Consider the following 12,306-nt stretch of genomic DNA (forward strand, 5'->3'; position numbering starts at 1 on the left):
GGGGATTGAGGGCGACCCCGAGCGCCCGCCCGCCATCCTTCCGCACCGGAGCCCACGCATGAAGATGATCGACGTCGGCGAGAAGAAGAAGACGGAGCGCGTGGCCGTGGCCCGCGGCAAGGTGTCGATGAGCGACGCCACCGCGGGGATCGTGCGCCGCGGCGAGTCCGAGAAGGGGGACGTGCTCGCGGCCGCGCGGCTCGCCGGCATCATGGCCGCGAAGCGCACGCCCGACCTCGTCCCGCTCTGCCACCCCATCGCCCTCACCGGCGTGGACGTGCTCGCCGAGGTGAGGGACGGCGGGGTGGAGATCGAGGCCACCGTCCGGACCCGCGACCGGACCGGCGTGGAGATGGAGGCGCTCGCCGCCGTCTCCGCCGGTTGTCTCACCGTGTACGACATGCTCAAGCGGTACGAGCGCGGGATGCGCATCGAGGCGGTCGAGCTGCTCGAGAAGAAGGGCGGGCGCACGGGCCACTGGACGCGCGGGAAGCCCGCCCGGAAGCGCTAGCGCCCCGGCAGGAACCTTACCCGAGCGAGCCGGCGGTCCCGCCCGGCGCGGGTGGGGTGCGCCAAGTAACGGGTGTCCTGGGGCAATTGGCTAATGCGACCTTGTCCGCGAAGGTAGGCAAACCGAACGCCCTGCCTCGCGTGACGTCGCGCGATTGCACAATCAGCACGCGGCATTCCGTGCCGCGGGATGCGCGCCGGTCCGACCGGCGCGACCGATCCCCCGCGCTGGCACTGCATTAGCAAATGCCCGTTTCGCCCGGGCGGAGAGGGGGACCGCGCTCTTCGGGGAGCGCGGTGGCCCGGGGCGGTCCCGGAGCGGGGGGCTCCGGTCCGACACCGTGGGACGACGTCGTCGGATCTGCGTCCGCCACCTACAGGCTCAATTGGCGATGATCGAGTCCGTCCCGAAAGTAGAAATCGATTTGCAGGTCCGGCATATTGCTCCGGCCGATTTTGGCGGACCAGCGGGGTGGGGCGCGGTGACGGAGAAGGTGGACATCCGGACGGCGGCGGGGGTGGAGCTGCGGGCCATCCCCATGAGCCCCAGCCCCGACTACATGGCCGGCGCCGACGGTCGCATCTACTCGCGCCTGCGCCACAAGGGGTTCGGCCGCTGGAAGTACGTGGACTGGCACCCCGTCGGCCCGGGCCGCCGCGAGCGCAACCGCACCGTGGTGATCGACCACGGCGGGCGGAAGATCTCCCTGTCGCTCGCCCGCATCATCTGCACCGCCTTCCACGGCCCGCCGCCCAGCGAGGCGAGCCGGGTGCGCCACCTCGACGGCGACCTCGACAACAACCGGGCCGAGAACCTCCAGTGGGGCACGCAGCAGGAGGCCTGGGCCGACGAGCACGGGCTGCGCCTCGCGCCCGGCGAGCGGCGGCGCGCGCACCGGCTCTCGAAGGACGACCGGGCGCACCTGCGCTGGGCCGTGACCATGGGGCTCTGCAGCCAGCGCCAGGCCGCGCGCACCCTCGGCATCGCCCTCTCGACCGTGCAGGCCATCCTGCACGAGTCCGCGCCGCAGGCGCGGGAAGCCGCCGTCGAGGAGGCCGCCGTCGAGGAGGCCGTCGACGGCGAGCAGCCCGGGACCGACCTGCCCGACGACGAGTCGCAGCACTGAGCGATCGGCTAGCCCGCCGGGCGGCGCCCCCTCGCGCCGGCGCTCGCGACCGCCCCGGAGCCCACGCCGAGCCAGTCGAGCGCGTTCTCGCGGCAGACCCGCTTCACCACCGCGAGCGAGAGCCCCGCCTTCCGCAGCCGGTCGGCCGCGCGCGGCAGCGCGAGCAGGTCGCCGCCCCCCTCCCCCGCGTCGGAGGCGAGCGCGATCCCCTCGGGCCCGAGCGCGCGCACGAGCCGCACCGCCTCGTCCACCGCGCCGTCGCGCGCCGAGAGCGAGAGCGCCGCGCAGTGGCCGCAGGCGCGGATCATCCGCACCGCCCCCGGATCGGCGCGCGCGATGAGCACCCGCTCCGGCGGCAGCTCCGCCTCGCGCACCATGGCGATGAGCCGGCGCGTGATCTTGAGCCGGGCGCGCCAGGAGGCGGTGAGGAGCACCGGGAGCCGCAGCGACGCCGCGAGCTCGAGCTGGCGCGACAGCAGCAGCTCCTCCCGCGGCGTGACCTCGTCGAGCCCCACCTCGCCGATGGCGGCGACGTTGCGCCGGCCGAGCCAGTCGGGGAGGTCGTGCAGGAGCGCCTCGAGCCCGCGCGCCGGGATGCGGCGCGGGTGGAGCCCCACCGCCGCGAAGCCGCGCAGCCCGGCGCGGCGCAGCGCCGCCAGCCGAGGGCCCACCTGCGCGTCGAGGTCGCGGCGCAGGGCGGCGGCGGTGGCCGGGACCACGCCGTCGTCGCACGGGCCGAGCGCGCCGGTCACGCCGAAGAAGGCGAGGTCGTCGAGGTCGCGGGCCGAGAGGCCGCGGAGGTGGAGGTAGGGATCGAAGAGCACGGACCCTGGGGAATCTAGCCGTCCCGCGGCTCCGTGTGGCAGAGACCGCACTCGCCGAGGTCGAAGGCCACCTTCCCGTGACAGGCGCCGCACTGGTCGCCGGCCATGATGCGCCGCATCCGGAAGCCGAGGGTGGCCTTGGCGCGGGTCGTGAAGATCTGCGGGTGGCAGAGCTCGCACCCGCTCCAGCGCGCGTGGCGCGCGTGCGAGAAGACGATGCCCCCGGCGCGGTCGAGCTCGAAGGCGACGTCGCGCTCCATCTTCAGCCGGGCGCCCACCGGCGCGGCGCCCTCGGCGAAGTCGAGCAGCGAGAGCCGGCGCTCCGCCTCCGCGCGCGCCCAGTCGGGCTGGCCGCTCGGCGTGCGCGGGAGGCCGCGCGCGAAGGCGTCGTAGTCGCGCGCGTGCCGCTCGAGCCCGTCGCCGCTCCCGAGCCCCTCGCCGGCGTGGCAGCGCAGGCAGTCCCCCTCGACCGGCCCCTCGTCGCAGGCGGCGAAGGCCACCCGGTCCCGGGCGCGCGGCCGGCCGTTGTGGCAGGCGCCGCAGTGGTGGCCGCTCGCGATGGTCTCGGCGCTCACGCCGGTGGCGCCGCGCGCGAGGGCGAAGCCGATGTCCACGTGGCAGAGCCGGCACGTGTAGCGCGAGCGGTGGCGCCAGTGCTCGAAGAGCACCGCCGGCGCGGAGCCGTCGCCGGTCCGGGCGAGGAGGAAGGTGCCCGGCTCGAGCCGGCGGAGCGCCGGGCGGGCGGGCGGCGGCGGCGCGGCGAGCTCGGCGGAGGCGCAGGCGGAGAAGATGAGGAGCGCGGGCAGGAGCCCGATTCGGCGACGTCGCATGGCGGGAGCCCCCCTCGGCCCTGGCCCATGACACTCCTCGGCGCGCGAGCGGGCGCGCGTCATTCGGGGTCGTGCCCTTTGCGCGGCGAGCGCCGGGTGGACGCGCGGCCGAGCGACTTTCGGTGAATGGAAAGTGGCGGCCGCCGAGATGGGGAGACCTCGACGGCCGCCTGGCTCACGAGTCATCGGGAGGGGGGATTCCCGACGCCCAGGGCGCCAAAGCGATTGACCGGCTTGGGGGGGCCGGTTCCGGCGAGCGGGCTTGGGGATCCGCCGCCGCAATCACCTGAACCACTCAATGCAAGGAGAGGGGCGTCCATTCCCGGGACGAAGGTTCCTGGAATGACGGACGTTTTCTCGTTTCGGGCCCCGCCAAGAGACGGGGTCGGGGCCGACCCCCGGGTCGGCCCCGCGCACCTCGAGGCCAGGCCGGCGCGCCTCGGCCCGGGCGCTCAGCCCGCCCGACCGAGCCGCGCCCGGCGGATCCCCGCGCCGGCGTTCATCTGGTGGCACTCCGGGCAGGCGCCCGGCTCGGCCCGCAGCAGGTGGAGCTGCTTCGAGTCGTGCGCGTTGTGGCACCGGGTGCAGTGGCGGAAGGCGTGGCCCCGATGATCGGCGGCGCGAAGGTCGCTGTGGCAGACCGCCAGGCAGAGCTGCTCGACCGAGCCCGCGGGCGCGCCGGGGTGCGGGCCCTTCTTCTCGTGGCAGGCCGCGCAGTCGCCCGCGGCGTACGGCGCGTGCTTGGAGGCGGCGTTCGCGCCCCAATCGAGCGGCGCCGGCGGCGCGCTCTTGGCGAACGCCAGCCAGGGCGCCGAGAGCGCGAAGCAGATCACGACCGCGCGTGCGCTCACGAGCCGTTCCCCCCCGTCCGGTGATTGTCGCATCAGGGGCTGACCGAGGGTAATTTTCCGGTGGGGCGTCCCCCCCCCCGACCTGCGTCAACAGCCCCACTTCATGTGTGGTTTTACGCACCCCTCCGGGCCGTGCGTCCCGATTTTCCTGCCCTTTGCGATGCCTGGGCGTGGCCCGGACGATGCAACTTCGCCCTTCGTTGCCCGCGGCAAAGCGTCATCGCCTGGGGGGGCTGCCGCGAGCCCGGCCGTGAGGCGCCTTCGAGGCTGCCTCGCGGCCTTTTTTTTGCCCGAGGGGGCCCGTCCGGCCCGCGCCGCGGCGCTTGATCCCCTCCCCTGGTCACCCTAGCCTCTCGCCCATGACCCCCTCCGCTCGGAAGCGCACCACCCCGCTCGCCGCCATCGTCCTCGCCGCCGGCAAGGGCACACGGATGAAGTCGTCGCGCGCCAAGGTGCTGCACCCGATCTGCGGCCGGCCGCTGGCGTACTACCCCGTGAAGCGCGCCCTCGACCTCGGGGCCTCGCCGGTGGTGGTGGTCGTCGGGCACCAGGCCGCGCAGGTGGAGGCGGCGCTCCGGGCGGTCCTCCCCGACGCGCCCCTGCGCTTCGCCCTGCAGGAGCAGCAGCTCGGCACCGCCCACGCCGTCCTCTCGGCGAAGAAGGCGCTGCGCGGCTTCGAGGGCTCGGTGCTCATCTGCTCCGGTGACACGCCGCTCCTCACCGAGGAGACGCTCGCCTCGGTGGTGGACGCGCGCGACAAGGCCAAGGCGGGGCTCGCCTTCGCCACCATGACGCTCGAGAACCCGACCGGCTACGGCCGCGTCGTCCACAGCGAGGACGGCAAGCTCGCCCTCATCGTGGAGGAGAAGGACGCCACGCCCGAGGAGCGGAAGATCCAGGAGGTGAACGCCGGGCTCTACTGCGCCGACGCCGCCTTCCTCTGGAAGACCCTCTCCAAGGTGGGCAAGGAGAACGCCCAGGGCGAGTTCTACCTGACCGACGTGGTGGCGCTGGCGGCGAAGGGGCCGGGCGCGGTCTCGGCGCGCGTGTCGCCGGTGGAGGCGGCCGGCGTGAACGACCAGGAGGAGCTCTCGCTCGCCGGGCGCGCGCTCACGCGCCGCATCGCCCAGCGGCTGATGCGGGGCGGCGTCACGCTGGAGGACCCGGAGCGCTTCCTCTGCGACGAGGGGGTGGAGGTCGGGCCGGACACCGTGATCGAGACCGGCGTGCGGCTGCGCGGCGCCACCCGCGTGGGCCGGGGCTGCGCGCTCGGGCAGGGCTCGATCCTCACCGACACCGTGCTCGCCGACGGCGTCACGGTGAGGCCCTACTGCGTGATGGAGCAGGCCGAGGTGCGGCCCGCCGCGATCGTCGGCCCCTTCGCGCGGCTCCGGCCCGGCGCCGACGTGGGCGAGGGGGCGCACGTGGGCAACTTCGTCGAGCTCAAGAAGACGCGGCTCGGCAAGGGCTCCAAGGCCAACCACCTCACCTACCTCGGCGACGCCACCATCGGCGACGGCGTCAACGTCGGCTGCGGCACGGTCACCTGCAACTACGACGGCGAGCAGAAGCACCCGACGGTGATCGGCGACGGGGTCTTCGTCGGGAGCGACTCGATCCTGGTGGCGCCCATCGAGATCGGCGAGGGGGCCTACGTGGCCGCCGGGTCCACGCTCACCGAGAGCGTCCCCGCCGGCGCGCTCGCGCTGGGGCGGGCGCGGCAGGTGAACAAGGAGGGCTGGGTGGAGCGGCTCCAGGCCGCCCGGAAGGCGCGGACCAGGAAGCGGGCCTGACCCTTCGCTCCGCCGGCGGCGAGGCTCACCCGCCGACGCACGCGCCGGCGACGCAGGCGCCCGAGGTGCCGCAGGGCGTCCCGTCGGCGGCGTTCCCGGTCGGGTTGCAGGTGCCGATCCCGCCGTTGCAGGTGGTCGTGCCGGTGCGGCAGGGATCCGAGGGCTGGCAGGAGAGCCCGTCCCAGCAGGCGCGGAAGTCCCAGGTGGCCGAGACCACGCCGCCCGTGCCGCAGGTCTTGGTGTACTGGCCCTGGATGAAGCTGTCGCCGTTCACCTGCGTCCCCACGTAGCTCCCGCCGCAGCTCGTGAGGTTGATCTGCAGGGTGTCGAAGAGCGTGGCGAGGTCCTGCGACAGGCTCGGGTCGGTGCAGGTGAGCGCCCAGCGGGCGTTCATCCCCCAGCGGAAGTCGGCGCCGTGCACCTCGGCCACCGAGAGCTCGAGGTCGTGCGCGCGCGCGTCGGGCGTGCAGGTGGCGCTGCCCGCGGTGAGCGTGTCCGCGTCGAGCGTGACGGTGCCGGTCATCCAGTAGGTCGGCTCGGTCGCGCTGGTCCAGGCGTAGAGCGCGCCGGTCCCGCTGGCCGTGAACGGGACGCCGACGGTCTGCGTGAGCGTGAAGGTCCCCTGCAGGTCCGGCGTCTGCCCGAGCACGAGCGCCCAGTCGCTCAGGTGCGGCGTGGTCGCGGTCACGGTGTCGGCGGCGGCGTCGTAGGAGAGGCCGTCGGGCGCCACCCAGAAGCCGCGCGCGTCCTGGTAGCGGATGGCGAGCGACTTCAGCGCCACGCCCGAAGGGTAGCTGCTGCCGAGCCCCTTGAAGGTGACCTTCACCGGGCCGGCCAGCGGCTGGTCGGCCTCGAGCCGGACGGTCTGCGTGAGCGCGCCGGGGGCGTGGCTGGTGAGCGGCGTCGCCGAGAAGGTAGTCGCGGCGGCCACCGCGCCCGCCGGCACGGTGAGCGTCCAGGCCCCGTCGTCCGCGGCGAGCGCGCCCCCCTCCGGCCCGATCTGGATCGCCGTGGCGAGCCCGAGCGGCGTGCCGACGGCGGTGGCGGTCGGCACGGGGGTCCCGCGCGGCTGGGAGCTCGTGCCGGTGGAGGAGCCGAGGGTGCAGCCCGCGACGGCCAGGAGCAGCAGGGGCGCGCAGGCGCGGAGCGAGGGGCGGACGGGCATGGCGCTCACATCGTCACCGCCGAGACCGGGGGCGGCGGGGCCGGGGGCAAGGGGTACTGGAACACCTTCACGCCGCGCTCGCGGGCCTGCGAGACGAAGAGCTTGCCGTTGCCCACCGCCAGCCCGTACGGCGCGATGAGGTTCTCCGGCCCGTCGCCGCGGTACCCGAACTCGAGCAGGAAGGTGAGGTTCCGGTCGAAGACCAGCACCACGGAGCGGAGCCGGTCGAGCACGAAGACGGTGCCGCGCTCGTCGGTGGCGATCGCGCCCACGATGTTGAACTTGCCGGGCGAGCTCCCGCGGGCGCCGAACTGCCGCAGCTCCCCGCCGGGCGACAGCTCGAAGGCGGTGAAGGAGAGCGGCAGCGTGAAGAAGAAGCGCCCCTGCGCGTCGGCCCAGAAGCCGCCCATCCCGAGCTTGAGGGCCGAGTCGTACTTCGTCACCAGCGGCGCGAGCTCGAGGGTCCGCAGCACCTCGCCCTGCTCGTCGGCGACCACCACCCGCATGGCGGTGGTCTCGACCAGGAACACCTTCCCGGCCAGCGCCTGGACGAGGTCCGGCGCGAAGCCGGAGAAGGCCGGGGGCAGCTTCTTCAGCTCGAAGGGCCCGAGCTTCTCGCCGCGGAAGTCGCAGCGAAGCAGCACCCGCTGGTCCATCATCCGGCTGAGGAGCAGGACGTCCCCGCTCTCCAGCGGCGCCACCCGCTCGACCGACCCGACGTCCCCGTCGCCGCCGAAGGCGTAGTACTCCATCCCGGCGCGGTTGAAGAGGTGTACCTGGCCGCCGTAGGTCGCGAAGAGCTCGTCGTGGCCGCGGTCGTAGGCGATGGTGGCCCAGGTGGACTCGCTGAGCCCGCCCGCGGTGGCGAGGTCGAAGACGTAGCTGGGCGGCGTCGCCGCCGGCGGAGCGCGCGGCGCCGCGCGCGCGGACGAAGCCGCGGCGAGCGCGAGCGCGCCGAGCAGGCCTGCCAGCCGTCGAGCCATCCTCGCGAAGCCCCCTACTTCGCCAGCGAGAACACCTGCACGCGGTTGTTGTTCCGGTCCGCCACCACCGCGAGCCCCTCCCCATTCACGCAGAGCTGGACCGGATAGTACAGCGCCGCTTCCTTCCAGCCCATCGCCAGCTCGCGGGACTGGTAGCTGCCGTCCGTCCCGAGCACGACGATCGAGTTCCCGTGCTGATCCACCACGTAGAGCCGGCCGTGCCCGTCCGGGGTGAGATAGGACGGGAAGCTGATCTTGTCCTTGAGGCTCTCGCCCACCGCCTGGAACGCCGCCGCCGAGGGCTCGGCCACCCAGAGCCGCGCCGCCGTGGTGTCGAGCGCGAAGAGCTTCCCGGAGGCATCGACCGCGACGTCGGTGAACTCCTCCGTGCCGCGCGGCAGGGCCACCTCGCGCGCGACCTTCCCGTCGGGCTCGAGCACCAGCACCCGCCGCGAGGCCACGTCGAGCACGTAGAGCCGTCCGGCCGGGTCCACCTTGAAGGAGAGCGGGACCACCGGCGCGCCGCCCGAGGCCCCCTTCACCTCGACGGCGCCGCCGAACCCGCCCGAGCCGTCCACGCGCACGATCTTCTTCGTCTTCCGGTCGAGGGCGAGGACGTTGCCCTTGCCGTCGATCTGCACGCGCACGGGATAGGTGAGCTGCGCGAGCTGCACCGGCGCGCCGCCGGTCAGCTTGCCGTCGCGGTACGCGTAGGTGAGCAGGCGGGCGTTGCCGGTGTCGGCCACCACCAGCGCCCCCTTGTCGTCGCAGGCCACCCCCTCCGGCCACTTGAGCGGGCCTTCCTTGTCGTCGGCGTAGATCGACCCGACGTGCTTGAGGGAGGCGGCCCGCGAGGCGGCGGGGGCGAGGAGCGCGGCCGAGAGGAGCAGCAGGAGCGGGAGTCGGGTCGTCGTCACGGTGCTACCTCTTGAAGTTCTCGTGACAGTTGGTGCAGAGGGCCGTCGCGTTCGCGAAGGGCACCATGTTCTTGTACTCGGAGCCGTGGGCCCGGTGGCAGCTCTGGCACGCCAGCGTCAGGTTGGCGTTGCGCGGGTCCTTCACCTTCGGGCCGATCGGGTGCGACGAGTGCTTCTGCCAGTCGTGGCAGCTCCCGCACAGCTCGATGCCGTTCGCGTTCTTGAACAGCAGCGGCAGCTCGCCCGCGTGCGGATCGTGGCACTTGTAGCAGTCGCCCGCGGCGATGGGCCGGTGCTTGGTCTTGGAGCCCTCCTGGCGCCGGATGGTGTCGGCGTGGCAGGCGCCGCAGACCGCGACCGCGTTGGCCTTGAGCAGCCCCTTGTCCTTGGAGGCGTGCGGCCCGTGGCAGGAGAGGCAGGCGCCCTCGGCCACCGGCTGGTGGACCCGGCTGTGCTCGAGCATGGCCGTCATCTTCTGCGCGTGGCAGCCGCGGCAGAGCTCGGCCCCCGCCTGCCGCGTCTTGAAGGGGGTCCTGGAGGTGGCCGGCTCGTGGCACATGGCGCACTGCCCGCGGGCGACCGGCGGGTGCGCGTTGGCGAGGAACATGCCCTCGGCGTTCGAGCCGTGCGGATCGTGGCAGCTCGTGCAGCGGGTGGTCTTCACCGGGTAGTTGAGGTGCTTCTTCGCGAGCGCGGGCGACTCGATCTTGTGGCAGTTGAGGCAGAGCCCCGGCACGTCGGTGCGCAGCAGCGCGGGCGCCGCCTGCGAGCCGTGCGGGTCGTGGCAGACCGAGCAGCCCTTCTCGACCGGGTGGTGCTTGTGCTTCGCGGTCGCGGCCGCCTCGGCGATCGCCTTGTGGCAGGAGGCGCAGAGCTCGTTGCCGTCCTTCACCAGGTTGCCCTTGAAGGCGGAGGCGTGCGGGTCGTGGCAGCCGGTGCACTTCCCCTCGGCCACCGGCTTGTGGGTGCTCCTCGGCGCGGCGCGCAGGACCCCCGCGTGGCAGTTGAGGCAGATGCCCTGCGGCGTGCCGTCGAGGAGCTTGGCGTGCTCGGAGGCGTGCGGGTTGTGGCAGCCGGTGCAGTCGCCGTTCTTCACCGGCGTGTGGACCGAGGCCTTCTTGAGCCGGGGCTCGAAGTCGGCGTGGCACTCGAGGCAGACCTTGCCGCTGCCGCCCGGCTTGAGCTTGAAGCCGGCGCCGCCCGGCGAAGCCGGGACGCCCGAGGAGCGGGCCTTCTTGGCCTTCCCGGCCGCCGCCACCGCGCGCTTCGCTGCCGGCGCGGGCGCGGCCCCGAGGGTGATGGTCGCGACGAGGACGATGGTTTGGACGAGCATCGTGCGCCCCTACTTCCTCTTCTCGGTGACGTGGCAGCCGTCGCACTGACGCGCGGCGAACGGCGGGTGCACGTTCGACTTGAACATCTTGGTGTCCTTGGAGGCGTGCGCGGTGTGGCAGCTCGTGCACGCCATCCGGGCCGGCTCGATCGACAGGTGCGCCGACCTGAAGTGGTCGTCCTTCGTGTCGTGGCAGCCGTCGCAGAGCTGGTGGACCGGCTGGTTGAGCAGCTTCGGCTGGCCCGCCGCGTGCGGCTGGTGGCAGTTGCCGCAGCCGTAGAACGGCGCGTGCTTGGTCTTCTCCTTCAGCCCGGCCGCCATGTCCTTGTGGCAGCCGAAGCAGAGGTCGGGCGTCTGCGCCAGGAGGAGCTTCTTCAGCCCGGCCTTGTGCGGGTTGTGGCACTTGGTGCAGTCGCCCTTGCCGAAGGCGGCGTGGACCGTCTTCGACTCCTTGTCCTCGCGCGCCTGCCTGGCGTGGCACCTGAAGCAAAGCGCCTTCTGGTCCTGCTTGAGCAGCCCGCGGTGGCTGGAGGCGTGCGCCTCGTGGCAGTCGAGGCAGCGCCCCTCGATGTACGGCTTGTGGTTGTTCGCGCCCACGTCCTTCATCAGCGCGGCGTGGCACTGCAGGCAGAGCCGCGCCCCCTCCTCCTTGAGGAGCTTGCGGTTGTCGGAGGCGTGCCCGTCGTGGCAGGCGCTGCACTTCCCCTCGGCCACCGGCCGGTGGGTGAAGGTCCGGGCGAACTTCTGCTCCAGGTCGGCGTGGCAGCCCAGGCAGACCTTGTCCTGCCGGGCGTTCATCATGCCGGTGACGCTCGAGCCGTGCGGATCGTGGCATCGGGTGCAGTCGCCCCGGTCGAGCGCGGCGTGGACCACCTTGAGCCCGCGCATCCGCTTCTCGAACTTGGAGTGGCAGCTCGCGCACTGCGCGGCCGGCGCGGCGGTGAGGAGCTTCTTCTCCTTGCTCGCGTGCGGCGCGTGGCAGTTGAGGCAGCCGCGGCCGTCCTGCACCACCTTGTGGGCCACCGCGAACCTCTGGCCCTGCTGCGGGTGGCAGTTGAGACAGACCTGGTTGCCCGCCGCGCTCACCAGCCTGGGGTTCTCCGAGGCGTGCGGGTCGTGGCAGGAGAGGCACTCGCCCCGCTTCACCGGCGCGTGCTGCACCGGCCCGCCCTTGTCGAGCTTCGCGGGCTCGTGGCACCTGGCGCAGAGCTTGCTCAGCTCGCCCTGCACCAGGAACGGCTTGGGGGTGGTCGGCGCCAGGTGGCAGGAGGCGCAGGAGCCGCTCGCCACCACCGAGTGGACCGAGGCCTTGAGCAGCTTCCTGTCCTCCGCCGAGTGCGGATCGTGGCAGCGGCTGCAGGCGCGCGCCGGGTAGCCGCCGTGGGCCTTCTTGAAGGGCGCGGCGTCGGGCTTGTGGCACCCGGCGCAGAGCGCCCCCTCCTCGGCCTTCAGCAGCCGGCGCTGCGCCGACGCGTGCGAGAGATGGCAGGCGCCGCAGCCCTCCCTGGCCACCACCGCGTGGACGACCTTCCGCTGGAAGGGCTTCTTGTCGTGGCAGCCGAAGCAGGCCGCGCTCCCCGCCGCCTTGAGCATGTGCGGGGAGTCGGAGCCGTGCGCGTCGTGGCACGAGAGGCAGGAGCCGTTCTTGAGCACCGGGTGGACGTTCGGCCTGTCCATCCCGATGGCGTCGCGCTTGTGGCAGCGGTAGCAGAAGTCGTTGCCGCTCTCCTTGAGCAGGAGCTTCGGCACGAGGCCGTGCCGCAGGTGGCACTCCTCGCACTTCTTCTCCTTCACCGCCGCGTGCGCGTACTTGTACTTCGCGTACCTGTCCGCGACCTTGGTGTGGCAGTCGAGGCACTGCTTCTGCTTGAACTGCTCCGCCGCGGCGCGGCCGGGCGCGCCCGAGAGCGCCGCGGCCGCGAGGGCCACGGCCAGCCCGGCGCCCCAGGACATGGGCTTACGCATGACGTGCA

General features: G+C 73.2%; 11 protein-coding genes. 3 read left to right on the plus strand and 8 right to left on the minus strand.

Annotation, left to right across the window (positions count from 1 at the left end):
- Window positions 1-58 precede the first annotated feature (58 nt).
- Together moaC and AMPC_RS11950 are read left to right on the plus strand one after the other, a co-directional pair.
- Window positions 59-511: a cyclic pyranopterin monophosphate synthase MoaC gene (moaC, locus tag AMPC_RS11945; protein ID WP_248340961.1), complete on the plus strand. Its 453-nt coding sequence runs from the start codon at window positions 59-61 to the stop codon at window positions 509-511.
- Window positions 512-992: 481 nt separating this feature from the next.
- Window positions 993-1,637, plus strand: a complete 645-nt coding sequence (locus tag AMPC_RS11950; RefSeq protein ID WP_248340963.1) for an HNH endonuclease — start codon at window positions 993-995, stop codon at window positions 1,635-1,637.
- An 8-nt stretch (window positions 1,638-1,645) separates the two neighbouring features.
- On the opposite strand, the gene AMPC_RS11955 is transcribed toward AMPC_RS11950, so the two are convergent.
- The 3 genes from AMPC_RS11955 to AMPC_RS11965 form a co-directional block, all read right to left on the minus strand.
- Window positions 1,646-2,461, minus strand: coding sequence for a TatD family hydrolase (locus tag AMPC_RS11955; protein WP_248340965.1), 816 nt, complete (start codon window positions 2,459-2,461; stop codon window positions 1,646-1,648).
- Between the two features lie 14 nt (window positions 2,462-2,475).
- Window positions 2,476-3,291 carry a c(7)-type cytochrome triheme domain-containing protein gene (locus tag AMPC_RS11960; protein ID WP_248340967.1) on the minus strand — a complete coding sequence of 272 codons (816 nt, stop codon included), beginning with the start codon at window positions 3,289-3,291 and terminating at the stop codon, window positions 2,476-2,478.
- 452 nt (window positions 3,292-3,743) lie between these two features.
- Window positions 3,744-4,142: a cytochrome c3 family protein gene (locus AMPC_RS11965; RefSeq protein ID WP_248340968.1), complete on the minus strand. Its 399-nt coding sequence runs from the start codon at window positions 4,140-4,142 to the stop codon at window positions 3,744-3,746.
- A gap of 359 nt (window positions 4,143-4,501) precedes the next feature.
- Between AMPC_RS11965 and glmU the strand changes: the two genes are divergently transcribed.
- Window positions 4,502-5,935 (plus strand): bifunctional UDP-N-acetylglucosamine diphosphorylase/glucosamine-1-phosphate N-acetyltransferase GlmU, encoded by a 1,434-nt coding sequence (gene glmU, locus AMPC_RS11970; RefSeq protein ID WP_248340970.1) that lies wholly within the window; start codon window positions 4,502-4,504, stop codon window positions 5,933-5,935.
- Between the two features lie 25 nt (window positions 5,936-5,960).
- Here glmU and AMPC_RS11975 read toward each other — a convergent pair whose 3' ends face one another.
- Genes AMPC_RS11975 through AMPC_RS11995 form a run of 5 tightly spaced genes read right to left on the minus strand, consistent with a single transcriptional unit; the run spans window position 5,961 to window position 12,298 of the window.
- Window positions 5,961-7,100, minus strand: coding sequence for a hypothetical protein (locus AMPC_RS11975; protein ID WP_248340972.1), 1,140 nt, complete (start codon window positions 7,098-7,100; stop codon window positions 5,961-5,963).
- Window positions 7,101-7,105: 5 nt separating this feature from the next.
- Entirely contained in the window at window positions 7,106-8,083 is a 978-nt protein-coding gene (locus tag AMPC_RS11980) for an NHL repeat-containing protein (RefSeq protein ID WP_248340974.1), read from the minus strand.
- A 14-nt stretch (window positions 8,084-8,097) separates the two neighbouring features.
- The gene (locus AMPC_RS11985; RefSeq protein ID WP_248340976.1) at window positions 8,098-9,000 is read right to left on the minus strand and encodes an NHL repeat-containing protein; all 903 of its coding nucleotides are present in this window, start codon (window positions 8,998-9,000) and stop codon (window positions 8,098-8,100) included.
- A gap of 4 nt (window positions 9,001-9,004) precedes the next feature.
- The gene (locus tag AMPC_RS11990; protein ID WP_248340978.1) at window positions 9,005-10,333 is read right to left on the minus strand and encodes a cytochrome c3 family protein; all 1,329 of its coding nucleotides are present in this window, start codon (window positions 10,331-10,333) and stop codon (window positions 9,005-9,007) included.
- Window positions 10,334-10,342: 9 nt separating this feature from the next.
- Window positions 10,343-12,298 carry a cytochrome c3 family protein gene (locus AMPC_RS11995; protein ID WP_248340980.1) on the minus strand — a complete coding sequence of 652 codons (1,956 nt, stop codon included), beginning with the start codon at window positions 12,296-12,298 and terminating at the stop codon, window positions 10,343-10,345.
- Window positions 12,299-12,306 lie beyond the last annotated feature (8 nt).

The organism is Anaeromyxobacter paludicola (assembly GCF_023169965.1).
GTDB lineage: Bacteria > Myxococcota > Myxococcia > Myxococcales > Anaeromyxobacteraceae > Anaeromyxobacter_B > Anaeromyxobacter_B paludicola.